The organism is Pantoea sp. VS1, from assembly GCF_002207995.1.
Lineage (GTDB): Bacteria > Pseudomonadota > Gammaproteobacteria > Enterobacterales > Enterobacteriaceae > Pantoea > Pantoea dispersa.
The window spans coordinates 53,097-78,326 of record NZ_NHZE01000015.1 but is presented as its reverse complement, the minus strand read 5'-3'; the positions used below and the strand labels follow the sequence as shown (position 1 = coordinate 78,326).

22 protein-coding genes are annotated in these 25,230 nt (G+C 59.9%); 7 read left to right on the top strand and 15 right to left on the bottom strand.

Annotated elements, in window-relative coordinates:
• Window positions 1-123 precede the first annotated feature (123 nt).
• Together CBW22_RS09495 and CBW22_RS26490 are read right to left on the bottom strand one after the other, a co-directional pair.
• Window positions 124-1,863, bottom strand: a complete 1,740-nt coding sequence (locus CBW22_RS09495) for a hypothetical protein (protein ID WP_088516531.1) — start codon at window positions 1,861-1,863, stop codon at window positions 124-126.
• Window positions 1,864-1,996: 133 nt separating this feature from the next.
• Window positions 1,997-2,446, bottom strand: a complete 450-nt coding sequence (locus CBW22_RS26490) for a hypothetical protein (RefSeq protein ID WP_021508101.1) — start codon at window positions 2,444-2,446, stop codon at window positions 1,997-1,999.
• A gap of 336 nt (window positions 2,447-2,782) precedes the next feature.
• Between CBW22_RS26490 and CBW22_RS09485 the strand changes: the two genes are divergently transcribed.
• Window positions 2,783-3,625, top strand: a complete 843-nt coding sequence (locus CBW22_RS09485) for a 23S rRNA (adenine(2030)-N(6))-methyltransferase RlmJ (protein ID WP_021508100.1) — start codon at window positions 2,783-2,785, stop codon at window positions 3,623-3,625.
• Between the two features lie 3 nt (window positions 3,626-3,628).
• Here CBW22_RS09485 and rnz read toward each other — a convergent pair whose 3' ends face one another.
• Window positions 3,629-4,540: a ribonuclease Z gene (gene rnz, locus CBW22_RS09480; RefSeq protein WP_088516530.1), complete on the bottom strand. Its 912-nt coding sequence runs from the start codon at window positions 4,538-4,540 to the stop codon at window positions 3,629-3,631.
• A 130-nt stretch (window positions 4,541-4,670) separates the two neighbouring features.
• Between rnz and gorA the strand changes: the two genes are divergently transcribed.
• The 3 genes from gorA to CBW22_RS09465 all read left to right on the top strand — a co-directional run bounded on the left by gorA (window position 4,671) and on the right by CBW22_RS09465 (window position 7,971).
• Window positions 4,671-6,023, top strand: coding sequence for a glutathione-disulfide reductase (gene gorA, locus CBW22_RS09475; RefSeq protein ID WP_058770933.1), 1,353 nt, complete (start codon window positions 4,671-4,673; stop codon window positions 6,021-6,023).
• A 141-nt stretch (window positions 6,024-6,164) separates the two neighbouring features.
• Window positions 6,165-7,097: a hypothetical protein gene (locus tag CBW22_RS09470; RefSeq protein ID WP_058759347.1), complete on the top strand. Its 933-nt coding sequence runs from the start codon at window positions 6,165-6,167 to the stop codon at window positions 7,095-7,097.
• Between the two features lie 70 nt (window positions 7,098-7,167).
• Window positions 7,168-7,971, top strand: a complete 804-nt coding sequence (locus tag CBW22_RS09465; protein WP_088516529.1) for an acyltransferase — start codon at window positions 7,168-7,170, stop codon at window positions 7,969-7,971.
• Between the two features lie 95 nt (window positions 7,972-8,066).
• Here the strand turns inward: CBW22_RS09465 and CBW22_RS09460 are convergent, their stop codons facing one another.
• Window positions 8,067-8,888: an SDR family oxidoreductase gene (locus CBW22_RS09460; RefSeq protein ID WP_088516528.1), complete on the bottom strand. Its 822-nt coding sequence runs from the start codon at window positions 8,886-8,888 to the stop codon at window positions 8,067-8,069.
• Window positions 8,889-8,983: 95 nt separating this feature from the next.
• Here CBW22_RS09460 and CBW22_RS09455 point away from each other — a divergent pair, with 95 nt between their 5' ends.
• Window positions 8,984-9,886 carry a LysR substrate-binding domain-containing protein gene (locus CBW22_RS09455; RefSeq protein ID WP_088516527.1) on the top strand — a complete coding sequence of 301 codons (903 nt, stop codon included), beginning with the start codon at window positions 8,984-8,986 and terminating at the stop codon, window positions 9,884-9,886.
• A 1-nt stretch (window position 9,887) separates the two neighbouring features.
• On the opposite strand, the gene CBW22_RS09450 is transcribed toward CBW22_RS09455, so the two are convergent.
• A complete protein-coding gene (locus tag CBW22_RS09450) occupies window positions 9,888-10,529 on the bottom strand; it encodes a hydrolase (protein WP_021508093.1) in 642 nt (213 codons plus the stop codon).
• Between the two features lie 253 nt (window positions 10,530-10,782).
• Here CBW22_RS09450 and CBW22_RS09445 point away from each other — a divergent pair, with 253 nt between their 5' ends.
• Entirely contained in the window at window positions 10,783-11,700 is a 918-nt protein-coding gene (locus CBW22_RS09445) for a bestrophin family protein (RefSeq protein WP_031279808.1), read from the top strand.
• 494 nt (window positions 11,701-12,194) lie between these two features.
• Here CBW22_RS09445 and CBW22_RS09440 read toward each other — a convergent pair whose 3' ends face one another.
• The 4 genes from CBW22_RS09440 to CBW22_RS09425 all read right to left on the bottom strand — a co-directional run bounded on the left by CBW22_RS09440 (window position 12,195) and on the right by CBW22_RS09425 (window position 16,239).
• Window positions 12,195-13,091 carry an alpha/beta hydrolase gene (locus tag CBW22_RS09440; RefSeq protein ID WP_058770928.1) on the bottom strand — a complete coding sequence of 299 codons (897 nt, stop codon included), beginning with the start codon at window positions 13,089-13,091 and terminating at the stop codon, window positions 12,195-12,197.
• 162 nt (window positions 13,092-13,253) lie between these two features.
• A complete protein-coding gene (locus tag CBW22_RS09435) occupies window positions 13,254-13,601 on the bottom strand; it encodes a hypothetical protein (RefSeq protein ID WP_021507870.1) in 348 nt (115 codons plus the stop codon).
• Between the two features lie 26 nt (window positions 13,602-13,627).
• Complete coding sequence (locus CBW22_RS09430; protein WP_088516526.1) at window positions 13,628-14,977, bottom strand: cation:proton antiporter; 1,350 nt, start codon at window positions 14,975-14,977, stop codon at window positions 13,628-13,630.
• 53 nt (window positions 14,978-15,030) lie between these two features.
• Complete coding sequence (locus tag CBW22_RS09425) at window positions 15,031-16,239, bottom strand: MFS transporter (protein ID WP_088516525.1); 1,209 nt, start codon at window positions 16,237-16,239, stop codon at window positions 15,031-15,033.
• Window positions 16,240-16,332: 93 nt separating this feature from the next.
• Between CBW22_RS09425 and CBW22_RS09420 the strand changes: the two genes are divergently transcribed.
• Window positions 16,333-17,262, top strand: a complete 930-nt coding sequence (locus tag CBW22_RS09420; RefSeq protein WP_088516524.1) for a LysR family transcriptional regulator — start codon at window positions 16,333-16,335, stop codon at window positions 17,260-17,262.
• Window positions 17,263-17,445: 183 nt separating this feature from the next.
• Here the strand turns inward: CBW22_RS09420 and CBW22_RS09415 are convergent, their stop codons facing one another.
• From CBW22_RS09415 to kdpF, 6 genes are all read right to left on the bottom strand, one after another.
• On the bottom strand, window positions 17,446-17,946 hold the full coding sequence (locus CBW22_RS09415) for a TIGR00645 family protein (protein ID WP_021507874.1): 501 nt from the start codon (window positions 17,944-17,946) through the stop codon (window positions 17,446-17,448).
• Window positions 17,947-18,000: 54 nt separating this feature from the next.
• On the bottom strand, window positions 18,001-20,676 hold the full coding sequence (gene kdpD / locus CBW22_RS09410; RefSeq protein ID WP_058759352.1) for a two-component system sensor histidine kinase KdpD: 2,676 nt from the start codon (window positions 20,674-20,676) through the stop codon (window positions 18,001-18,003).
• Window positions 20,677-20,784: 108 nt separating this feature from the next.
• Window positions 20,785-21,357 carry a potassium-transporting ATPase subunit KdpC gene (gene kdpC / locus CBW22_RS09405; RefSeq protein WP_058775161.1) on the bottom strand — a complete coding sequence of 191 codons (573 nt, stop codon included), beginning with the start codon at window positions 21,355-21,357 and terminating at the stop codon, window positions 20,785-20,787.
• An 11-nt stretch (window positions 21,358-21,368) separates the two neighbouring features.
• Entirely contained in the window at window positions 21,369-23,417 is a 2,049-nt protein-coding gene (gene kdpB, locus CBW22_RS09400; RefSeq protein ID WP_021507877.1) for a potassium-transporting ATPase subunit KdpB, read from the bottom strand.
• A 7-nt stretch (window positions 23,418-23,424) separates the two neighbouring features.
• Window positions 23,425-25,104: a potassium-transporting ATPase subunit KdpA gene (gene kdpA, locus CBW22_RS09395; RefSeq protein WP_088516523.1), complete on the bottom strand. Its 1,680-nt coding sequence runs from the start codon at window positions 25,102-25,104 to the stop codon at window positions 23,425-23,427.
• Window positions 25,104-25,193, bottom strand: a complete 90-nt coding sequence (gene kdpF, locus CBW22_RS09390; RefSeq protein ID WP_021507879.1) for a K(+)-transporting ATPase subunit F — start codon at window positions 25,191-25,193, stop codon at window positions 25,104-25,106. Before kdpF ends, kdpA begins: the two co-directional genes overlap by 1 nt.
• Window positions 25,194-25,230 lie beyond the last annotated feature (37 nt).

Genomic DNA, 25,230 nt, shown 5'->3' with positions numbered 1-25,230 from the left:
CCCGCAAGGGCAGAGAGAAAAACGCGCGATGAATCGCGCCGCTACAATAAGTGCACGTATCGGTAGCGGCGCGATTCATCGCGCAATGTTGAAAAAAAAGCCCGCCAGACGGCGGGCCAGAGGTTATTTGATGGTCAGCTGATAATGGATCACATCATACGGCGCGACCCACGGTGGCAGCGGCTCGCGCTCGTAAATATCTTTAGCCAGCGCCCAGCCTTCCACTGCGCCGCCTTTACCGGTCAGCGACATGCCTTCCTGCAACAGTGGCGGCAGGCTGTCGTTGAACGGCACCTGATCATGTGAAAAATCGTTGATTACCTTGCCGCTCAGAGTGGTGACCCGGACGCTGACCGCTGCCTGCTGGTCCGGCAGCAGTTTGCCTTTGACGCTTTTCACCGCAAACCACTGCATGCCGAGATCTTTCTTCAGCGCTTTACGCTTCGCCACTTTCTTGTCCAGCTGCGCGTAACCTTTTTCAATCAGTGCGTTCAGTCCTTTGCCAATGGAAGCCTGCATAGTGGCGTAACGGCGCGCCATCTCTTCGCCATCAAGCAGCGAATCACCGCTTTGCAGCTGGGTGGTTAAGCCGGCAATCAGCTGATCCATACTGATGCTGAGGCCGATGTCTTTGACCATCTGCAGCTGCACCACCGCATTGCTGGCGATGAACTGACCCAGCGTGTAGCCATCGCGTTCGGCATCGCTTTTCGGAGCAGAAAGTTTCGGCGCGGCGGCCGGTTGCTGCTTCGCCGCCTCCAGTTCCCGCGTCAGCTGCGCCAGGTTGTGCGCCTGCTGCTGTTTTTCGCTATCCAGCGCGGCGAGTTGTTTTTCACGCTCGGCCTGCTGCGTCTGCAGCGCGGTGAGCTTCTTCTCGCTTTCCGTCTGCTGAGACTGTAACGCTTTCAGCTGTTTATCGCTTGCAGTCTGCTGCGCGGCCAGTTTTTGGGCGCTCTCAGCCTGTTGTGCGCTGAGCTGCTGTTTGCTTTCAGCCTGTAATGCCGCCAGCTTTTTGTCGCTTTCCGCCTGCTGGGCACTGAGCTGCTTCTTGCTCTCTGCCTGCAGCGCCGCCAGCGCCTTCTCGTTTTCTGCCTGTAAGGCCGCCAGCTTTCTGTCGCTTGCCGCCTGCTGGGCGCTGAGCTGCTTTTTGCTCTCTGCCTGCAGCGCCGCCAGTGCCTTGTCGTTTTCCGCTTTCAGCGCTTTAAGCGCATCGGCGCTCTGAATGGCCGCTGCGCGCGCGTCACTGAGCTGTTTCGTCAGCTGGGCGCTGCCGGCGCTTTGCTGCTGCTGAGCCTCTTTCAGCGCCTGCTGCAGCGTGGCAATGTTTTTCTCCTGCTGCTGCTTCTCCGCGCTGAGCGCTGCCAGCTTTTTGTCGTTCCCGGCCTGCTGGGCGCTGAGCTGCTTTTTGCTCTCTGCCTGCAGCGCCGCCAGCGCCTTCTCGTTTTCCGCTTTCAGCGCCTGCTGCAGCGTGGCGATGTTTTTCTCCTGCTGCTGCTTCTCCGCGCTGAGCGCCGCCAGTTTTTTGTCGCTGGCAGCCAGCTGCGCCTTTAACGCATCGTCCGCTTTCACCGCAGGTGCCGCAGACAGCTTTTCCAGCTCCGCCACGCGCGCGCGCAGACGCGTCAGTTCCGCACTGTGATCGGGCGCTGTGGCGGCTTTTTTCTCTGCCTTGCTGACGGTTTTCGCCGCCGGTTTAGCGGCCGGTTTTGCAGGTGGCTGTGGTTTTGCTGCCGGTGCCGGCGGCAGGGTGCGCGCTGCTTCGCTGAACGCGCGCAGCATGTCATCATCAGCCGCTGACGCGGCCTGTCCGGGTAGCAGTAAGGCCGCGCTAATCAGCACCGCCAGCAGATGACGCTGTGTCATCAAAACCTCCAGTCGCGGCTCCTTGCCGCTAAGAAAACAAAAGGCCTCATCTCAATATGTTAATTGAGATGAAGCCATCCACCGCGCGAGGTTGTCGCGCTGTTAAAAAAGGGGTCGGCTTACGCCGTTATTGTTAACCGGCCTGGCGAATAATCAGCTGTGACAGACGGGTTTTAATGCGGAAGCACAGTTCACGGATCTGGAACTGATAGCGCGGCATGACTAAATCGTTAATATCCGCGCCAATCGAATCTTTAATCTGCAGATATTTGTTGGTCTGCGCGCCAATTTTCTGGAATTCCGCCTGGTAGCTGTCGTAAGACGCCTGGCTGTAGAGGCGCATCGCATCCAGCTCTTTACGGCACTGCTGAATGTTGCTGGCGCGATCGTCAGCGAACGAGGCAGCGGCCGGCTGGGCTGGCGCTTCGGTTACAAACGGCTGGCCGTCAGGCCGTGCAGCGGATTCAGCCATCGGCTGAGCGTCGGCGGCGGGCGGCGTTACCAGGCTATGAACAGGCTGTTGTTTCGCGCAACCAGCCAGTGCCAGCAGGCTTGCCACCGCGATACCAGTCATTTTTTTCATTATTGTCACCAGGAGTTATTAAGGATGCTTGAAGCAAAAAATTATACGGCCATGGCCGAAAAGTTTCCTTGCCAGAGACGCATTCCTGGCATTTCGCTCGCGACCGCTTCGTTTTCGGCTACTAACTTACTTAATCTGCGGTAAAATTTCGAGAGTCGAATTATCCCTAAGTGAAATTAGTTCTCTACCAGACCGGTCGCATTCCGCTAAAGCGACCCGGGCGCTGAAAACTTAAGCGGATGGTAAAACGTCAGCAATTTTTATGCGGCGCGGCTATAATCGCGCCACACACGATCTATTCGACTTCATTGATCCAACCGCGGACCCCTCTTTTTTATGCTGAGTTATCGCCACAGTTTTCATGCCGGCAACCACGCCGACGTGCTGAAACACACCGTTGAAAGCCTGATCCTCACCGCCCTGATGGAGAAGGAGAAACCTTTCCTCTATCTGGACACCCACGCCGGTGCCGGACGTTACCAGCTGAGCGGTGAGCACGCCGAACGTACCGGCGAATATCTGGAAGGCATTGCGCGTATCTGGCAACAGCCGGACGCACCGGCGCTGCTGAAGCCCTATCTGGCGGCGATTCGCAACCTCAACCCAACCGGCACGCTGCGCTATTACCCTGGCTCGCCGCTGATCGCCCGCCATCTGCTGCGCGACGAGGATAAGCTGCAGCTCACCGAACTGCATCCGACCGATTACCCGCTGCTGCGCAGTGAGTTCAGTAAAGATGCGCGCGCCCGCGTTGAACGCGCGGATGGTTATCAGCAGCTGAAGGCCAAACTGCCGCCACCGACCCGTCGCGGCCTGATCCTTATCGACCCGCCGTACGAAATGAAAAGCGATTATCAGGATGTGGTGAAAGGCATTCAGGAAGGTCACAAACGTTTCGCCACCGGCGTCTATGCGCTGTGGTATCCAGTGGTGTTGCGCCAGCAGATCAAGCACATGCTGAAGGATCTGGAAGCCACCGGCATCCGCAATATTCTGCAGATCGAGCTGGCAGTGCGTCCGGACAGCGATCAGCGCGGCATGACCGCGTCCGGGATGATTGTCATCAACCCGCCGTGGAAGCTGAAAGCGCAGATGGAAGAGCTGCTGCCGTGGCTGCACCAGAAACTGGTGCCCGCCGGCACCGGTCACTACAGCGTGACGCAAATCGTGCCGGAATAAGCGCTAAACCTCAAATATCGCAAAATCATGCGCCAGTTCGGTGGCCGGAAACACCGACTGGCACTCTGCCAGTAGCCTTTCCCGATCCTGTGACAAATAGCGCGAGCTAAAGTGCGTAGCGATCATGCGTTTTGCGCCAGCGCGCTGTGCCACGCTGGCCGCCTGCACCGTAGTGGAGTGGCCGCGCCCGTTGGCTTTTTCCGCCATCGCCGCTTCCAGCGTGGTTTCATGCACCATCACATCGGCGTTCGCCGCCAGCTGCAACGCCACGTCGGTAGGGCCGGTATCGCCGAAGATCGCCAACACTTTGCCTTTGGTGGCCGGGCCAAGATAGTCGACGCCGTTGATCTCGCGGCCATCTTCCAGCGTGATGCGTTTGCCCTGTTTCAGATCCTGATACCACGGGCCGCGCGGCACGCCTTCCGCCTTCAGGCGCGGTGCGTCAAGGAAGCCCGGCTTATCATGCTGTTCGATGCGGTAGCCATAGCACTCGACCACGTGGTTCAGCGCATAAGCAGTGACGCGAAACTCACCGTTATCCAGCACCGGACCGGCTTCGATCTCGACAATCTCCAGCGGATAGCCGGTATAAGAGCCACTCAGGCTGAGCGCGGTGTCGACAAACTGGCGCAATCCTTTCGGACCGTACAGCGTCATCGGCTCGGTCAGGCCCGCCATCGAACGGCTGGTGAGCAGACCCGGCAGGCCAAAGATGTGATCGCCATGCAAATGGGTAATAAAGATTTTTTCCAGCTTGCCGGGCTTAAGCGCCGATCGCATAAACTGATGCTGCGTCGCTTCGCCACAGTCGAACAGCCAGGTCTCGCCGCGTTTCGACAGCGTCAGCGCAATGGCGGTGACGTTGCGCTGCAGGCTGGGCGCGCCCGCGCCGGTACCAAGAAATGTCAGGTGCATGATAAGTTCCTTTAAGCCAACCCCTTGCCGGCATTCAACCCTATTACATACATAGGTGCAAACTTTGCGCCGGTAACTGAAGCGGCGTTACACTCTATGCCAGTTTTCTTCCAACAGATGGACACAACGGATGACCAGACATTTTGATTACCTCGCCATTGGCGGCGGCAGCGGCGGTATCGCCTCCATTAACCGTGCGGCGATGTATGGCCAGAAGTGCGCGCTGATCGAAGCGAAAGAGCTGGGCGGCACCTGCGTCAACGTCGGCTGTGTACCGAAGAAAGTGATGTGGCATGCGGCGCAAATCGCCGAAGCAATTCACCTGTACGGTCCGGATTACGGCTTTGATACCACCGTTAATCGCTTTGACTGGTCAACGCTGGTGAAAAACCGCAGCGCCTACATCGACCGTATCCACACCTCGTACGACAATGTGCTGGGTAAAAACCAGGTAGAAGTGATCAAAGGGTTCGCGCGCTTTGTCGATGCCCACACGGTGGAAGTGAACGGCGAGACCATTACCGCCGACCATATCCTGATCGCCACTGGCGGTCGTCCCAGCCATCCACAGGTGCCGGGCGCAGAGTACGGCATCGATTCCGACGGCTTCTTTGAACTGGAGGCGCTGCCAAAACGCGTTGCGGTGGTAGGCGCAGGCTACATTGCGGTAGAGCTGGCCGGCGTGGTGAATGCGCTGGGCGCAGAAACTCACCTGTTTGTGCGTCAGCATGCGCCGCTGCGCAGCTTCGACCCGCTGATTGTTGAGACACTGGTAGAAGTGATGCAGGCGGAAGGTCCGACGCTGCACACCGAATCGATCCCGAAAGCGGTGATCAGGAATGCTGACGGCAGCCTGACGCTGCAGCTGGAAAACGGCCAGCAGCAGACGGTGGATTGCCTGGTATGGGCAATTGGCCGCGAGCCCGCTACCGATAATCTCAACCTGGCGGTGACCGGTGTGGCGCTGAATGACAAAGGCTACATTCAGGTCGACAAGTTCCAGAACACTAACGTCAAAGGCATCTATGCGGTGGGTGATAACACCGGTGCGGTCGAGCTGACGCCGGTGGCCGTGGCGGCAGGCCGTCGCCTGTCCGAACGCCTGTTTAATAACAAGCCGGACGAGCATCTCGACTACAGCAACGTTCCCACCGTGGTGTTCAGCCATCCGCCGATTGGCACCGTCGGTCTGACCGAACCGCAGGCGCGTGAGCAGTATGGCGACGACCAGGTAAAAGTGTACAAATCGTCGTTCACCGCCATGTACACCGCCGTGACCCAGCACCGTCAGCCGTGCCGCATGAAGCTGGTATGCGTGGGGCCGGAAGAGAAGATTGTGGGTATTCACGGTATCGGCAACGGCATGGATGAGATGCTGCAGGGCTTTGCGGTGGCGCTGAAAATGGGTGCCACCAAAAAAGACTTCGACAACACCGTGGCGATTCACCCGACGGCGGCGGAAGAGTTCGTCACCATGCGCTAACACCGCCTCAGCGCCATCATCACAGCCCCCGCCTGGGGGCTTTTTTGTTTGCTGACTACTCAACAGCGCGCATACCCGCTATGATTTTTGCTTTGCTGGCCCGGTGGCCAGCGTTTTGCGGTAACGGGACGACGTCAGCACGTGAATATCATCAGCATAATTATGGAGTCGGGCAAAGCCGCGGTCGACGTCGCGCTTTACACCCTGATTCCCATCATGGTGGTGATGCTATTCATCATGAAATACCTCGAAGTGAAAGGCGTGCTGGATTTTGTCGTGCGCCACGCCACGCCGTTACTGAAGCCGCTGGGGATTACCGGCCTGGCGCTGTTCGCACTCATCCAGTTAAATTTTGTCAGTTTTGCCGCACCGCTCGCCGCGCTGGCGATCATGGAGAAGCGCGGCACGTCAGACCGCCACATGGCAGCCACGCTGGCGATGCTGTTCGCGATGGGCCAGGCCAACGCCTTTTATCCGCTGATTCCTGACGGACTCAACTGGAGCGCCGCGCTGCTGTTCTCCATCAGCGGCGGCGTGCTGGCGGCCGCCTCAACCTATCACTTTTTTGCCCGCAAACTTTCCGATGTCGCGCTGCGCGATGAAGACCAGGGCGTGGAGAACAGCGACGCGAAGCCGGGGCTGATCGCCATCATCAACACCTCGGGTGCCGACGCCATTCGCCTCGCGCTCGGTTCGCTGCCGATGCTGATCCTTTCCTTGTCGGTGGTGGGCATTTTGAAAAGTGCCGGCGCCATTGAGCTGCTGACGCAGTTGCTGGCACCGCTATTACAGAAACTGCATATCGCCGAGGTGTATGTGCTGCCCGCGCTGACCAAATGCCTGGCCGGCGGCACCGCCTATTACGGCGTGGTTGCTGGTCTGGTCGAACAGGGGCAGTACAGTGCGCACAACATCAACGCCTCGGCAGGCCTGCTGATTCAGACCTTCGACCTGCCCGGCATCGGCATTTTCCTCGGGCTCTCCAGCCGTTTTCCGCGCCTGTTCCGCTTCGCCGTGCCCGGCATTTTGCTCGGCATTGCGCTGCGCGCCACGGCGCACAGCCTGCTGTTCTGATGCGCAACGCTTAATATCGACGTGATTCAGGCCGCTTTGAAAGCGGCCATCCCGACTCACGTAGCGAAAAATGACAATATTACATCCAGAGCAGCTCAGGCTTATTGAAGGTAACAAATTTCTCGGTAAAGAACCGACACTCATAAATAGCCAGATTAATTTTCATGGTAAGAACAATATTCTGATATGTGAGGAGGGCGTAGTCCTGCAGGATTCCGTAGTGGATTTTCGGGCGGATAATTCAATCATTTATTTGAGCCAAAGTGCGATACCCTATATCGTTAAAATAATTGCATTCTCAAATTCGGTCTGCTTCATTGGCAGACATAATTACTTCAATGAAAAGTTAACGCTGATTCTCTCAGAAGAAAAAAATATCATCATTGGCAATCATTGTTGTCTCTCCTTTGGTATCTGGATGCGAACCGCCGATCCTCATCTGATATATAACATTGCGGATAATCAGCGCATCAATCATTCCCGTAGCATTTATATTGGCGATCACGTGTGGATCGGACAAAACGCGATGATTTTAAAAGGTTCATCGATCCACTCCGGCAGCGTAATTGGTGCCATGAGTCTGGTGGCGGGGAAAACGATACACTCCAATAGCTGCTGGGGCGGGAACCCAGTGAGAATGCTTAAAGAGAATATTGCCTGGTCCGGAGAAAGCGTTCATCACTGGACAGAAGCGACAACGCGTGCCTGGAACATGTGCGATACCGAACCAATGCAGTTTAACCATGACGACCATGTATTAAATATTGCCGTGATTGAACAGGGGTTTAAAAATGCCGGCAATGTTGTTGATAAATGCCAATATCTGTTGAAGCATATCGTTAAAAACGAAAATAAAAATCGTTTTTATGGTTAAGGTAAATAAAAGAGCCAACGATGTCAGCCAGTCCGTGTTAACCAGCCGCAGACCGCCATTAATAACGGTCTGCGCAACCAGGTGACACGGCAAAGTTACGCATCCGCGCCAAACGCCAGCGCTTTCTGCGCGCGCAGCTCTGCCAGCCGGGCTTCCAGCGCGGCTTCGATGTGCTGATAGGCCGTGCTGCCCAGCGCCAGCCGCAGCGGCATCGTTTCCTGATCCAGCGTCGCCAGCGTGGCCGCCACGCATTTTCCGGCATCACCCAATATAGCAAAGTCACCCGCTTCAATCGCCCGACGCAACTGACCGGATGCGTTATCACGATAGGCGTCGAGCGGCGCGGCGATATCCAGCCCGCTGGCGAAGTTGGTGACGGTCGGGCCCGGCTCCACCAGCAGCAGCTCGATGCCCAAGCTGGCGACTTCCTGGCGCACCGCTTCGACAAAACCTTCAATGCCCCATTTGCTGGCGTGATACAGGCTGAAATTGGGATACGCCACCTGGCCGCCCTCGGACGAGATCTGCGCAATGCGGCCACCGCCCTGCTGGCGCAAATGCGGGATGACGGCGCGAATCAGCTGGATCGATCCGGTGAGATTGGTGGCGATCTGGCGTGCAATCTGCGCGTCGCTGAGCTCTTCCGCCGCGCCAAACAGACCGTAAGCGGCGTTGCTTACCACCACATCAATACGCCCGACGCGGGCAAAGGCAGTGGCGATGGCCGGTGCGATACTGGCCGTTTCGGCCAGATCCAGCCGCATCACCAGTAGCCGATCGCCATATTGCTGCTGCAAATTGGCCAGCGCCTGCTCGCGGCGCACCGTTGCCACCACGCGATCGCCACGCTCAAGTAAACGTTCACTCATCAGCCGGCCCAGCCCGCTGCTGGCACCGGTAATTAACCAGGTTTTCATTTTGCGCTCCTCATGTTGAAAACCTGATGATAGATCGCTTTACTGGTGGTCATAATCTCCCCAATCGCACATGACCTGGTGAGGAAATACCACCAATGAAACGCCCCTCCTGGCACGAACTGCAGGCGATCAAAACGCTGGGCGAGCAGCGCAGCTTTCGGCGCGCCGCCGAGCTGCTTGGCCTGAAGCGCTCTTCGCTCAGCCACCTGGTGAAAACGCTGGAGCACAACCTCGGCGTGCAGCTGTTTCAGCGCACCACACGCAGCGTGTCGCTGACCGACGCCGGTGAGCAGCTATTACAGCGCCTCGCGCCGCTGCTCAATCAGATGGATGAGGTGCTGCACGACGTCAGCCTGAGCCGCCAGCAGCAGTACGGTACGCTGCGCATCAGCGCCAGCGATGTGGTGATTGGCCTGCTACTGGATCAGGTGGTGCCCGAGTTCAGCGCGCGCTATCCTGGTATTCAGCTTGATTTCTCCGCCCAGGGCGCGCTGGTAGATATCACCGCCGCCGGGTTTGATGCCGGCATCCGGCTGATTGAAGATGTGCCGCAGGATATGGTGGCTATTGCGCTTGGCGGCCCGCTGACCTTCGTTACCGTAGCCTCGCCCGACTATCTGGCGGTGCACGCGCCGGTGCGTCAGCCGCAGGATTTACTGCAGCAGCAGTGTATTCGTCATCGCCTGCCCGGGGGCAAACGCTATCGCTGGGAGTATCAGAGTGCGGAAGAAAGTCTGGAGATTGACGTGCCGGGTACGCTGACGTTAGACAATAACGCGCTGATGGCGCGCGCGGCCATCAACGGTTCAGGGATTGCGTTCGTGCCTTCACTGTACGTTAGCGAGGCACTGCAGCAGGGGAAATTAGTGGAGCTGCTGGCCGACTGGCGCATTCAGTCGGCGGGAATCGCGCTGTGGTTCCCGCCGAACCGGCATCAGTCGATGGCGCTGCGGCTGTTTATCGACGCATTGAAAACCCGCCTGCCGCACTACCGCTGAATCAGCCCTGACGCTGCGGCGCTTTGTGCACCATGGTGTAGGCGTAGTCGACGCCCATGCCGTAGGCACCGCTGTGCTCACGCACCAGATCCATCACCGCATCGTAGGTCTCTTTGCGTGACCAGTCGCGCTGGTACTCCAGCAGCACCTGCTGCCAGGTTACCGGCACCGCACCCGCCTGCACCATGCGCTGCACGGAACGTTCGTGTGCATCAACACTGGTGCCGCCGGAGGTATCGGTCACCACATACACTTCGTAACCGGCTTTCAGCGCCATCAGAGCCGGGAAAGTCAGGCACACTTCGGTCCACAGCGCCGAGATGATCAGTTTTTTACGGCCGGTTTTCTCTACCGCCTCGACAAATTTCGCGTCTTCCCAGGAGTTCATGGAGGTACGCTCAATCGGCTTCGATTCCGGGTGCACCGCCAGCAGTTCCGGCCAGATGTAGCCGCTGAAGCTTTCCGTTTCTACCGAGGTGTAAATCACCGGCACGTCGAAAATTTTCCCCGCTTTCGCCAGGGCGACGGTGTTATTTTTGAGCTGCTGGCGGTCAATATTGGCGACACCAAACGCCATCTGTGGCTGGTGGTCGATGAAGATCAGGGTTGAGTTCTGTGGGTCAAGCAGGTCGAGTTTAGACATGATAGTTTCCTCTAAAGTGGTTTTAAATTTGTGTGTTGTGCTGCTGGAATAAACTTTAGAGAAAGCGCGGACAAAGAGATAACGCAAAGAATTTTACAACTTGTTCAAAGCGTTTTTAGAAGCTTGATTTAAATAGATTAATTGTCCAAAGCGCAGCGTTTTTGCTGGTAAAACAGCGGCTCACCGGCGTTGATTCTGCGCCTGCGACGGGCGTAATCTGTGGCGACAAAATCATAAAAAACACCATCGCAAAATGATCGTACGTCCTCATCAACACTGGTTTCTCCGGTTGTTTGACTGGCACGGCTCAGTGCTGTCTCGCATTGCGTTCCGCCTGTCGCTTAACCTGCTGATGTCAGTGATCGCCATACTGGGTTATCCCTGGTATTCCACGCTCGGCATTCACCTGACCACCGCACCGTTCAGCCTGATTGGCGTGTCGATCGCCATCTTTCTTGGCTTTCGCAATAACGCCAGCTACGCGCGCTTTATCGAGGCGCGCACGCTGTGGGGCAATATGCACATCACTCAGCGCTCGCTGCTGCGCCAGGTGAAAACGCTGCGCGGACTGCGTGCGGAACAGGTGCAGGAGTTTATCGGGCTGCAGCTGGCGTTTAGCTGGAGCCTGAAACACCGGCTGCGTAAAACCGATGCCCAGGCCGATCTGCAGCGGCTGCTGCCGCCCGCGTGGCACGCCGCGGTGCTCGGCCATCCGATGCCGACCTCGCAAATCATGTTATGCATGGGCGAATGGCTGGCGCAGCGGCGTGATGAGGGATTAGTGACGGATATCGTCTGGCAGAGTATTGATGACAACCTTAACCATCTGTCGGCGTATCTGGGGGGTTGCGACCGGCTGGCCAGCACACCGATTCCCTTCGCCTACAGCCTGATTCTGCACCGCACGGTGTATCTGTTCTGCACCCTGCTGCCGTTCGCGCTGGTGGCGGATTTGCACCTGATGACGCCGCTGGTGTCGGTGTTTATTTCGTATACCTTTTTGTCGCTGGAGTCACTGGCGGAGGAACTGGAAGATCCGTTCGGCACCGCGCCCAATCACCTGCCGCTGGACGCGCTGTGCGTGAATATCGAACGCAATCTGAAAGCGATGAACAACGATTTCCCGCTGCCGGCAGCGAGCCAGCCGGACCGGTATTTTAATCTGACGTGACGGCACGGGCTGATTCAATCGCCATGCTCGCTGAGCGCACCGCATCGTAGCGGCGCGATTTATCGCGCTAATCCGACCGCTGCACTGCTGTTTTTTGCGCAATAAATTGCGCCGCTACGATTCGTGCGGCATTTTATTTCTGCACCATCATCCTGCACACATTGTAGCGGCGCGATTTATCGCGCTAATCCGACCGCTGCGCCGCTGTTTTTTGCGCAATAAATTGCGCCGCTACGGTTCGTGCGGAGGGTTACTGCAGCGCCGTTGCAAGCGCTCCTCGATTGGGACCGGTATTTTAATCTGACGTGACGGCACGGGCTGATTCAATCGCCATGCTCGCTGAGCGCACCACATCGTAGCGGCGCGATTTATCGCGCTAATCCGACCGCTGCGCCGCTGTTTTTTTGCGCAATAAATTGCGCCGCTACGGTTCGTGCGGAGGGTTACTGCAGCGCCGTTGCAAGCACTCCTGGATTGATGCGCCAGTAAAGAAATTAACCCAGCTTATCCAGCCAGCGGACATACGCCTGGTCCCACAGCGCGGCGGGGGTGCCGGCTTTACCGAGGCCAAAGCCGTGGCCGCCGCTGCTCAGTTCAATAAGCTCAACCGGCACGCGCATACGGCGGCAGGCGTCGCGCATCAGCTCGGTGTTGTGGGGGTTGGACGTATGATCGTCCTCCGCCTGCGCCAGAAAGGTTGGCGGGTAGGCGCGGGTGACGTAATTTTGCACTGACCAGTTGGCTTCCTGGGTCGGCGTGGCGTCATTGCCCACGATCATCTGGTGAGTACGGGTGTGCTGATACGGCGCTTCAAGGGTGATAACCGGGTAAATCAGCCCGACGCTGTCTGCGGTTGGCCGGATGTCATCCAGCGAATCCTGCGGTGAATAGGTGACGAAGTCAGGCCGCGCTGCCGCCATGCCGAGCAGATGGCCGCCGGCCGAAAAGCCTAGCAGGTGCACCTTGTTTTCCATCGCGCGCACCATGCGAATCGCGCGCTGCGCATCCTGCAGCGGCGCCATTCTGCCGGCCTGCCACTTTTCACCCGGCAGACGGTAGCTCAGTACATAAGCGGTATACCCGTTGGCATTAAGCCAGCGCGCGACCGGCCAGGCTTCGCGCCCCATGCCGATAAAACGGTAGCCGCCACCAGCCGCAACGATCACCGCTTCGCCGTTGGGATTCTCCGGACGAAAGCGCTGAATGGCGGGAGAAACGATATTGGTCCATGAACCGTTAGCGCTGACTTTCAGCAGGCCAGACGGACCGCCGCCACCCGGTGGGTCGTCCGGCCAGAGCGGAATAATGTCATCCCGGGCAAACAGTTTGCCCGCCGTCATGGAGAGTACGGTTGCTCCGCTAGCCAACAGAAAACGACGCCGTGTAATCATCTTGCCCAGTAGCCGGTATGGAAAATGCGCCAGCCCGGAGGCTGGCGTCTCATTATGTGATGCAGGTCCTGTTTCAATCTGGCGATAATGTACGCATTTCGTACAAAAAAGCCATAAAAAAACGCGCCAGAAAAGGCGCGTATTCACGAAGAGAAGGGAAAATTAATCCTGCTGCTGGAATTGAGTCATCACTGTCTGCTCACACTGCTGCTGATCGTGACGCAGCTTCGCCCGCTCTTCTTCGCCCAGCTCCAGCCAGCCGTTGACCACTTCCTGCGCGGTTTCCTCGTTGAAGGAGGGCTTGTTCATGGCCGATGGTGACTGGCTGGCCGCCAGCTGTGACTTCATTTTCTCAGTGTAGCTCTGCATGTCACCGGTTTTCTGTTCCCCGCTAACAATGTGGCACAGCTGGCTGGCGTAGATATTCTCCTGCGCGTCGGCATCCGTATCATCCGCCAGCGCGCTGGCAGACAGCGACAGCCCTACCAGGGCGATAAGCAATGCTTTCATAATAAGCTCCCGTTATTTCCAGAAAATCACGTTTCGTCTTGCTGCGCGCGTGCCGCCTGCCGGGCAGCACGCCAGTTCAGTAGCGGCGTCACCGTGATGCCGTGCAGCACAATGCTGCACACTACCAGCGTCAGCGCCATGTCCATCATCTGTTCCGCCTGCGGGCCCTGCAGGCCGTGCACCCAGGCATAAGCAATATAATTGATACTGCCGATGCCGCGAATCCCCAGCCAGCCAATCAGCATCCGCCGCATAAACGGCATTTCGCAGCGCCAGGTGGTCAGCCATACCGCCAGCGGTCGCACCACCACAAACAGCAGCAGCCCCAGGCCGATGCCGGTGAGATTCCAGTGATGCGCCAGCGTAATACCCAGCACCACCATCATCGCTGCCGCCAGCAGGCGTTCGATAGTATCACCAAACGACAGCGCATCGCCGACCACCAGGCCGACCGATTTTACCGGGCTGCCACCCCCCTGTTTGAGGCGCTGGTTAGGATTGACCAGCACCTCTGCCGGCAGGTAGCGCTTCTCTTCCGGTAAATCTTCCAGTGGAAAGCGTTTAGTCACGCGCAGCTCGGCGCGGCGTAAGCCAACGCCTGCCGCAAAGGTGGCAAGGAAGCCAGACGCATCCACCGACTGCGCCGCCGCGTAGCTCAGGGCGATCAGTGCCAGCGCGAGGAAATCATTGGGGGCCACGTCGTGATGCGCGCTGCGCAGATGGGTCGCCAGCTGCCCGATCAGCCGTCCGAGCAGATAACCAATCGCCAGCCCGCCGCCAATCGCCCACACCACATCGCGCGCTGCCCAGCCGCCCAGCAGCTCCAGACTGAAGGCCCCCGGGTGCATCAGCAGCAGCGCCAGCATCAGCAGCGGCAGCGCTGAACCGTCGTTCATGCCGGCCTCGCTGGAGAGCGCCACGCGCAGCGCATCGTCATCGCGCGCATCGTTAACGGAGATCAGACTGGCGAGCACCGGGTCAGTCGGGGCAACAATGGCACCAAACGCCAGCGACAGCGGCCAGCCAAAGCCGGTAATCCAGTGAATCAGGCAGGCCATGCCGCCGACGGTCAGCAACATCGCCGGGAATGCCAGCCGCAGCCCGACGCGCCACGCGTGCGCGCTCATCGGCAGACGCAGCTTGAGCCCGGTGATAAACAGCGAGGCGGCCATGGTGATTTCGGTGATATGGGCGGCGAGCTCGGCGTGGCCGATAATGTCGATTTGCAGCAGATTAAGCATCCACGGGCCGCACAGAATGCCCGCGAACAGGTAGAGACCAAAAGACGTCACCGGCCCCCGGTGAATCCAGCCGGAAGCCAGTGACATCAAAAGTAGCAGACCGCCAGTAAGGGCGGTCCAGGCCAGGAAGTTCATAACGCTCCGTTTTTAAATAACATTCTCCTTTAAGCCTGGCACAGGATCGTGAATTAGTTTTGCAGATGGCGACTGGCGAGGCGAATCAGCAGCGCAAGCACAGCGGCAGCCGTCGCAAGGCTGACCACGCCATTCCAGCCGAAATGGGCCAGCGCCAGGCTGCCGAGCGCCGCACCGGTCGCCATACCGATAAACACCACGGTGAACATCAGCGCATTGAGGCGGCTGCGCGCTTCCGGCGCCAGGCTGTAGACCAGCGTCTGATGCGCCACCAGCGTGGCCTGCACGCCAAGGTCAAAGCCGATGGTGCTGAGGATAATCAGGCCAAGCTGCGCCGGCACCGGCAGTACCGGCAGCAGGAACATCAGGGCAAACGACACCATCACCAGCGTGGCGCCATACTGGGTGACACGCGCCGGGCCGATGCGGTCGGCAAAACTGCCCGCCAGCGGCGCGGCCAGCGCCCCGGCGGCACCGGCCAGACCGAAGGCCCCTGCCACGGCGCTGTCGAGATGGAAGCGATCGCTCAGCATCAGCGCCAGGGTAGACCAGAAGGCGCTAAAACTTACCGACAGCAGGCCCTGCGCCAGCGCCGCACGGCGCAGCGTCTGGTGATGCTGCCACAGATGCGCCAGCGACAGCAGCAGACGCGGATAGCTCACCGTGGTGCCCGGCGTAAAGCGCGGCAGCGCGCGCCACAGCGCCAGACTGCTTAGCAGCACCGCCGCCGCCGCCATTATGTACATGGTGCGCCAGCCCAGATACTCCGCCACCACGCCGCTCACCACGCGCGACAGCAGAATGCCGACCAGCAGCCCGGTCATCACCGTGCCGACGGTTTTGCCACGGCTGCGCTCCGGTGCCAGCGCCGCTGACGCCGGCACAATGTCCTGCGCCACGGTAGCGGTTAATCCGGTAACAAAGCTGGCGATCAGCAACGCATTGATGCCGCCGGAAAAGCCGCACAGCAGCAGCGCGGCGACCAGCAGTAAGCCTTTAACCAGAATGATGGTGCGGCGATCGTGGCGGTCACCGAGCGGGGCCAGCAGCAGAATCCCCAGCGCGTAACCAGCCTGGGTCAGCATCGGCACCATACCGACGCTGCCAATGCCCACATTGAACTGTTTACTGATGATATCCAGCATCGGCTGGCTGTAGTAAATCGATGCCACGCTGAGACCGGCACCGGCCGCCAGCGTAAACACCAGCGGCGTCGGCAGCTTTTCAGCAGGCATGGCAGAAGATTGAGACATGGCAGACATAATGGTTTTCCCCCGTGATGATGCGCTTATTAAAGCGCGTTGCGGCCATACGCGGTAGACTGCTAAGACACAGAACTGTTATGCATGGTACGTATGAGCACACTCACCAGCGTTGACCGCATCGAACTGATGCAGACGTTTATCCGCATTGTTGAAAGCGGCTCGCTGTCGGCGGCCGCGGCGCAGCTCGGCACCACCCAGCCCACCGTGAGTCGCCGTCTGCAGGCGCTGGAGCAGCGGCTAGGCCTGAAACTGATTTTACGCACCACCCATGCGCTGAAACTCACCGACGACGGAGAGCGCTGCTATGCCCAGGCACGGCAGCTGGTGGCGACCTGGCACGCGCTGGAAGATGAGTTAACCGGCGCGAATGACGACCCGATCGGCACACTGCGCGTGCGTGCGCCGCATGCATTTGGTCAGGATCAGTTGATTGCACCGCTGATGGATTATCTGCAGCGCTATCCGCGCCTGGCAGTGGAGTGGATGCTCAACGACCGCACGCCGGACTTTGTCATTGAAAACGTTGACTGCGCCATTCAGGTCGGCGCGCCCACCGATCCGTCGGTAGTGGCGGTGCTGCTGGCGGAAGTGCCGCGCTTTGTCGTTGCGGCACCGGCGCTGCTGGCGGCTCATGCGCCGGTGAAAGAGGTTGCCCAGCTGACGCAGCTGCCGTGGCTGGCGCTGACCAGTTTTTATCGTAACGAAATTGCGCTGCAGCGTCTCAGCGACGGCCAGCCGATCAACCTGGCGATTGCCCCGCGCCTCGCCAGCGATAGCCTGTACGCGGTGCGCAAAGCCGCACTGGCGGGCATGGGCGCCGCGATTGTGTCGTCATGGGTAGTGCAGGAGGATTTAGCCAGCGGCGCGCTGGTGCAGCTGGTGCCCGACTGGCAGGCGCCGCCGCTGCCGGTGTGGCTGACCTACCCGTGGGCCAGTTATTATCCGGCCCGCCTGCAGCATTTTTTCGCGATGATCAGGGACGTGATGCCGCAGCTGACCGGCACACAGCCGGTGCGGTAATGGGCCAGGTCGCCATGAATGGCGACCCTACGGGACATTGCGGGTTTTTACAGGGTGCGCATTCATCTGCACAGGGTACGACTGGCCAGGTCGCCATGAATGGCGACCCTACGGGGCACTGCGGTTTTTACAGGGTGCGCATTGATGCGCACCTGGTGCAATGGGTCAGATCGTGCGTGAAGGTCACGATTTCTTTTCAACCTTCGACATATTATCCAGCCAGCCCATCACAAAGGCCGACAGCACGAAGGTCAGGTGGATGATCACGTACCACATCAGCTTTTCATTGGCGACGTTGCGCGCATCCATAAAAATACGTAGCAGGTGAATCGATGAGATCGCCACAATCGAAGCTGCCACTTTGTTTTTCAGCGAGCCGGAATCCATCTTGCCGAGCCAGCTCAGCTTCTCTTTGCTTTCATCGATATCCAGCTTGGAGACAAAGTTCTCATAGCCGGACAGCATCACCATGACCAGCAGGCCACCGACCAGCGTCATGTCCACCAGCGACAGCAGCAGCAGAATCAGATCGTTTTCCGCGATGCTGAGAATGTTGGGCAGCAGGTGAAAAATTTCCTGAAAAAATTTAACCGTCAGCGCCAGCAGCCCCAGCGAAAGTCCAATGTAAACCGGTGCCAGCAGCCAGCGCGATGCATACATCAGGTTTTCGGTAAAACGTTCCATAAGTTCCCATTTATCAACAGACAAGCCATCGAGTATAACCGAACTTATGTGAAGTTATTTCAGTGCTTCTTCAGAAATTTCAGGCGCGGCCGGCAGCGGCAGCGACAGGCGAAACACCGCCCCGCCCTGTGGCCGGTTTTCCGCCCAGATGCGCCCGCGATGCGACTCAATAATGGTTTTGCTGATGGCCAGCCCCAGCCCGACGCCCGGCACGGCCGACTCCTTGTCGCCGCGGGCAAACTTGTCAAAAATGCGCGTCAGATTCTCCGGCGCAATACCCGGTCCGTTATCCCAGACAGCGATCTCCAGCCGGGCTTTATCGCGCCAGGCGCGAATGCCGTGCTGCGCGGCATTGCCGGCATACTTCAGGCTGTTTTCGATCAGGTTAGTAAACACCCGCTCCAGCATCGCGCTGTCGCCTTTGATCAGCACCAGCTCCGGCGGTAAATCCAGCGTAAAGTCGTGCCCTTTCAGCGACGGTCCCATGCTGCTTAGCGCGCCGCCAATCACCTCGTCCAGCGCCACCCACTCTTCGCGCAGGTTGAGCCCGCCGGACTGAATGCGCGCCATATCCAGCATGTTACTCACCAGCCGGATGGTGCTCAGCGTCTGTTCGCGTATCTGATTGGCCTGGCCAACGTATTTCGACTGCTCGCTGGCGAGGTCCAGCATCAGCATCTCAGCCTGGCCAAACAGCACCGTCAGCGGCGTGCGCAGATCGTGGGACAGCGCCGACAGCAGCGCATTACGCAGCTGCTCGCGCTCGGCGGCCAGCCGTGACGCGGCTTCGCTGTGCGACAGCGCCATGCGTTCCAGCGCGTTGGCAATCAGCACCGTAAAGGTCTCCACCAGCCGCTGCTGTTCGGGAATCATCAGCTGGCGCAGGTTGTCCGGCTCAACCACCAGCAGGCCGCGGCAGTGTGCCCCGCTTTTCAGCGGCAGAATCTGGTACGGCACCGCCGGTAACGTATCGGTGCCGGCACCGGCCGGTTGCCCTTTGCTGTAGCTCCATTTGGCGATGCCGAGGTCGGGCGGCGTCCCGATGGTGCTTTCACCCGCCGACTGCAGCTCGCCCTGTTCGTCGGGCAGCAGCAGCTGGCTGCGCGCCTGCAGCGTCACCTCAATGACGCGCTGGCTGGTAGCAGCGATATCCTGCGGCGTCAGCGCGCTGCCAAGCGATTTCGCCATCTCATACAGATGGCGCGCGCGCTGTTCACGGTAGCGCGCCACCCGCGCCTGATAGCGCACGCCGGCGGTGAGATTGCCGACAATCACCCCGACCGCCAGCATCACCGCAAAGGTCACCAGATATTGCAGATCCGATACCGCCACCGTGCCGGTGGGGGCCACAAACACCAGGTCGAAGGCCAGAATATTGATTACCGTGGCGAACACCGACGGCCACCGGCCAAAGCGCAGCGCCACCAGCACCACCGCCAGCAGATAGATCATCACCGCGTTGGCGGTATCAAACTCCACCAGCCACCAGCGACCAATCAACGTCACCAGCACGCACAGCGCGATCGCCATCAGACACCCGCGCAGGTGCAGCCGCCATTTCTCGCCGCTGGCACGCTGGCCGCTCAGGGCCGCTGGCACATCGCGCACCGGCTCATCCAGCGCCACTACCAGCAGGTCAAGCTCCGGCCCCAGCTCGCCGAGACGCTGGGCAAAGCTGTCGCGTCGCCAGCGCCGCTGCGGCTGCCGGCCGGTAACAATTTTGCCGAGATTGTGCTCGCGCGCATAGCGCAGCACCGCGCGCGCCTCGTCCGGATCGGACAGCGTGGCGGTCTCCGCGCCCAGCTCCTGCGCCAGCTGCAGCGTGCGCAGAATGGCGCGCCTCTGCGCTTCCGGCAGTCGGTTGAGGCGCGGCGTTTCCACATACACCGCATGCCACTCGCTGCCGAGCCGGGCAGCGAGACGGGCGGCGGTGCGTACCAGCTTTTCACTGCCGGTGTCGTCACCGATGCACAGCAGAATCGCGTCGCGCGTGTGCCACACTTTGTCGCGCCCCTGCTGATCGCGCCAGGCGCGCATCTGATCGTCTACCCGGTCGGCCGTGCGGCGCAGCGCCAGTTCACGCAGCGCGAACAGGTTGCCTTTGCGGAAGAAATTTTCGATGGCGCGCTCGGCGCGGTCGCCGACATACACTTTGCCCTCTTTCAGCCGCTGACGCAGATCGTCCGGCGGCAGATCCACCAGCACCACTTCATCGGCGCTGTCGAAAAAGGGATCGGGTACGGTTTCGCGCACCTGAATGCCGGTGACGCCGCCCACCACGTCATTCAGGCTCTCCAGATGCTGCACGTTGACGGTGGTAATCACGTCGATACCGGCATCCAGCAGCTCTTCAATGTCCTGCCAGCGCTTGGGATGGCGCGAGCCCTGCACGTTGGTGTGCGCCAGTTCATCCATCAGGATCACCGCCGGATGGCGCGCCAGCGCGGCGTCGAGGTCGAATTCCGCATGGCGCGACCGACCGGTGGCGCGCCGCGCCAGCACCGCCAGCCCCTGCAGCAGCGCGGCGGTCTCTTCACGGCCGTGGGTTTCGACCACGCCAGCCAGCACGTCCAGCCCCTGCGCCCGCAGGCGCTGCGCCTCCTGCAGCATGGCGTAGGTTTTCCCTACGCCCGCGCAGGCGCCGAAGTAGATTTTCAGTTTACCGCGATGGCTGTCGCTGTGATTGAGCAGCAGGGCATCGGGATCGGGGCGCGGTAATTCGTCGTTCATGCGAGGTCCATTTTTATCGCGTGCACCAATGTGGCATTGCGCAATAAATTGCGCCGCTACGGTATGTGCACATTTTTGTAGCGGCGCGATTCTTCGCGCGGTTTGAAACTATCCCTGCAAATCATCCAGCGCCATATTCAGCCGCAGCACGTTCACCGTTTCTTCGCCGATAAACGGCAGCAGCGGGCGCTCGGTGTTGCGCGCAATCAGCGCCTCGACGTCTTTCAGCGTCATGTTGCGCGCTGCCGCGACGCGCGGTGCCTGCCACAGCGCGGCTTCAGGGGAGATATCCGGATCCAGGCCGCTGCCTGAAGCGGTTACCAGCTCCACCGGCACCGCTGCCGGCGACTGCGGATTGGCAGCGCGCAGCGCAGCCACCCGCTCCGCCACCGCTTTATCCAGCGCCGGATTACTGGCGGCAAGGTTGCTGCCGCCTGATGCCTGCGCGTTGTACGGCACGTCGCTGGTGGCCGATGGACGGCCCCAGAAGTGGCCCGGCTGGCTGAACGCCTGACCGATCTGCTCTGAGCCGCGCACCGCGCCGTCGCGCTCAATCAGCGAACCGTTGGCCTGCGACGGAAACCACCACTGCGCCAGGCCGGTGGTCAGCAGCGGATAGACCGCGCCGGTCAGCAGGGTAAGCAGCACTAACAATACTATAGCCGGACGTAACTGACTCATTTCTCTTCTCCTTACACCAGGCCCGACAGCGTCAGCAGCAGGTCGATCGCTTTAATACCAATAAACGGCACCACTAAACCGCCTACGCCATAAATCCACAGATTGCGGCGCAGCAGCGCTGCCGCGCTCATCGGCCGATAGCTCACGCCTTTCAGCGCCAGCGGAATCAAAAACACAATCACCAGCGCGTTAAAGATCACCGCCGACAGAATCGCCGAGGCCGGTGAATGCAGCGCCATCACGTTCAGCATATTGAGCTGCGGATAGGTCACGGCAAACGCCGCCGGGATGATGGCGAAGTATTTCGCCACATCGTTGGCGATACTGAAGGTGGTAAGCGAACCGCGCGTCATCAGCATCTGTTTGCCGATGTGCACCACTTCCAGCAGTTTGGTCGGGTTAGAGTCAAGATCGACCATGTTGCCCGCCTCTTTCGCCGCCTGGGTGCCGGAGTTCATCGCCACCGCCACGTCAGCCTGCGCCAGCGCGGGCGCATCGTTGGTGCCGTCGCCGGTCATCGCCACCAGGCGCCCTTCCGCCTGATACTGACGAATCAGTGCCAGCTTGGCTTCCGGCGTCGCTTCCGACAGGAAGTCATCGACACCGGCTTCCGCCGCAATCGCCGCGGCGGTTAACGGGTTATCACCGGTGATCATCACCGTTTTGATGCCCATCTTGCGCAGCTCGGCGAAACGCTCCTTGATGCCGCCTTTAACGATGTCCTTCAACGCCACCACGCCCAGCACCTGCGCGCCTTCGGCCACCACCAGCGGCGTACCGCCGGCGCGCGCCACCTCTTCCACCCGGGCATTAACCTCAGCCGGGAAGCTGCCGTGGCTGGCTTCAATATGACGGCGTACCGCGTCCACCGCGCCTTTGCGGATCAGGCGATCCTGTACGTTGACGCCGCTCATGCGCGTCTGCGCAGAGAACGGGATAAAGCTGGCGCCCATGCTGCTGAGATCGCGTTCGCGCAGGTTAAATTTCTGCTTCGCCAGTACCACGATGCTGCGCCCTTCCGGCGTCTCATCGGCCAGCGATGCCAGCTGCGCCGCATCGGCCAGCTGCTGCTCGCTGACGCCCGGCGCGGGCAGGAACTGCGTTGCCTGGCGGTTACCGAGCGTGATGGTGCCGGTTTTGTCCAGCATCAGCACATCCACGTCGCCGGCGGCCTCCACGGCGCGCCCGCTGGTGGCAATCACGTTAGCTCCCAGCATGCGGCTCATGCCCGCCACGCCAATCGCCGACAGCAGTCCGCCGATGGTGGTGGGAATCAGGCACACCAGCAGCGCCACCAGCACCGTCACGCTAACCGGCGTGCCGCCCCAGGCGGAAAACGGCCACAGCGTGGCGGTCGCCAGCAGGAACACAATGGTCAGCGACACCAGCAGAATGGTCAGGGCGATTTCGTTGGGCGTTTTGCGGCGTTTCGCGCCTTCCACCATGGCGATCATGCGGTCGAGGAAAGTTTCGCCCGGATTGACGCTGCACTGAATCACCAGCCAGTCCGACAGGATGCGCGTCCCACCGGTTACCGAGGCAAAATCCCCGCCGGATTCACGAATCACCGGTGCCGATTCGCCGGTAATGGCGCTCTCATCGACCGATGCGCCGCCCTCCAGCACTTCACCGTCGCACGGGATGATGTCGCCGGCTTCCACCAGCACCACATCGCCTTTGCGCAGCGTATCGGCCGCCACCGGCCGCCACTGCGCACCGTGAAACGGTTCCGCCAGTTTCTTCGCATCGCTGTGCTTGTTCACCCCTTTCAGGCTGTTGGCCTGCGCCTTGCTGCGCCCTTCCGCCAGCGCCTCGGCGAAGTTAGCGAACAGCACGGTAAACCATAGCCAGATGGCGACCGCCGCGGTAAAGCCGGCGCTGCCGTTCAGCTGACCCGCCGCCATACCGATGGCCAGCAGCGAGGTGAGCACGCTGCCGATCCACACCAGAAACATCACCGGGTTGCGAAACTGTACGCGCGGATCGAGTTTTTTCACCGCATCCAGCATCGCGGTGCGCGTCAGCGCCGCATCAAACAGCGCCAGTTGTTGACGACTCATGATTCCGTTATCCCTGAATAAGTTGCAGATGTTCCGCCACCGGGCCAAGCGCCAGCGCGGGAACGAAGGTCAGCGCACCCACCAGCAGCACGGTGCCCACCAGCAGTGCGATAAACAGCGGGCCGTGAGTCGGCAGCGTGCCGTTGCCCACCGGCTGAATTTTCTTCGCCGCCAGCGAACCGGCAATGGCCAGCACCGGAATGATGATGCCGAAGCGGCCGACCAGCATGCAGAAGCCCAGCAGCAGATTCCAGAACGGGGTGTTGGCGCTGAGACCGGCGAAGGCGCTGCCGTTGTTGTTGGCCGCCGACGACACCGCATACAGCACCTCACTGAAGCCGTGAATGCCAGGGTTAGCCATACCGGCGCGTCCGGCTTCGGTCATCATCGCCAGCGCAGTTCCGAGCAGCACCAGCGTCGGCGTCACCAGAATCGCCAGCGCGGTCATTTTCATCTCCCAGACATCGATCTTTTTGCCCATGTACTCCGGCGTACGGCCAATCATCAGACCGGCGATAAACACCCCGAGCAGCACGAACAGCAGCATGCCGTACAAGCCGGCACCGACGCCGCCAAACACCACTTCGCCCAGCTGCATCAGCCACATCGGCACCATACCGCCCAGCGCAGTGAAGGAGTCATGCATGGCGTTAACCGCACCGCACGACGCCGCGGTGGTGATCACCGCAAACAGGCTGGAGTTGAGAATGCCGAAGCGTGTCTCCTTGCCTTCCATGTTGATCGCGCTATCAGCGCCCAGGGTCAGAAAGTGCGGATTGCCGCGCAGCTCGGCCCACATCACCGCGACCACCGCCAGCACAAACATGATGCTCATCGCCCACAGCAGCATATGGCCCTGACGGCGATCGCCCAGCTGCTGACCAAAGGCAAAACACAGCGCGGCCGGGATCAGGAAAATGCTCAGCATCTGCACAAAGTTGGTCAGTGCCGTAGGGTTTTCGAACGGATGCGCCGAGTTGGCGTTAAAAAAACCGCCGCCGTTGGTGCCGAGCATTTTGATCGCTTCCTGCGAAGCCACCGGCCCGAGCGGCAGCGTTTGCTGCGCGCCTTCCAGCGTGGTGAAGGCATGATAGGGTTCAAAGTTTTGAATGCTGCCCTGGCTGACAAAAAACAGCGCCATCAGCAGGCTAATCGGCAGCAGCACGTAGACGGTGATGCGCGTCAGGTCGCGCCACGCGTTGCCGAGCGTTTCCAGCGAACGGTTGGCAAAACCGCGCATCAGCGCAAACGCTACCGCAATGCCGGTTGCCGCCGAGAGGAAGTTTTGCACCGTTAAGCCCGCCATCTGGCTGAAGTAACTCAGCGTGCTTTCGCCCGCGTACGCCTGCCAGTTGGTGTTAGTGACAAAGCTGATCGCCGTATTGAGCGCCAGATCCCAGCTCAGGCCAGGCAGATGCTGTGGATTGAGCGGCAGCGCGCCCTGCCCCATCAGCATCGCCAGCAGCAGCACAAAGCCGAGCGCGTTAAACAGCAGGATGGCCAGCAGATAGTGCGGCCAGCGCATCGCCGCGCCGTCAACGCCGGCCAGACGCCACAGCACGCGTTCGCTGCGCGCCAGCAGGGGCTTATCCGCCACCATCAGCGCCAGCAAGCGGCCCAGCGGCTGCGCCAGCACCATCAGCACCAGCAGATAGCACGCAATCAGTAAAAACGCATTCGCCGCCATCAGAATGCCTCCGCATTAAGCAGGGCATAAATCAGGTAGCCCAGTAATAAAAATACCAGCACGATGCCGGCTATCACGCCCACACTCACAGCAACCTCCAGAGGATTTGGTAGTGCAGCAAGCATG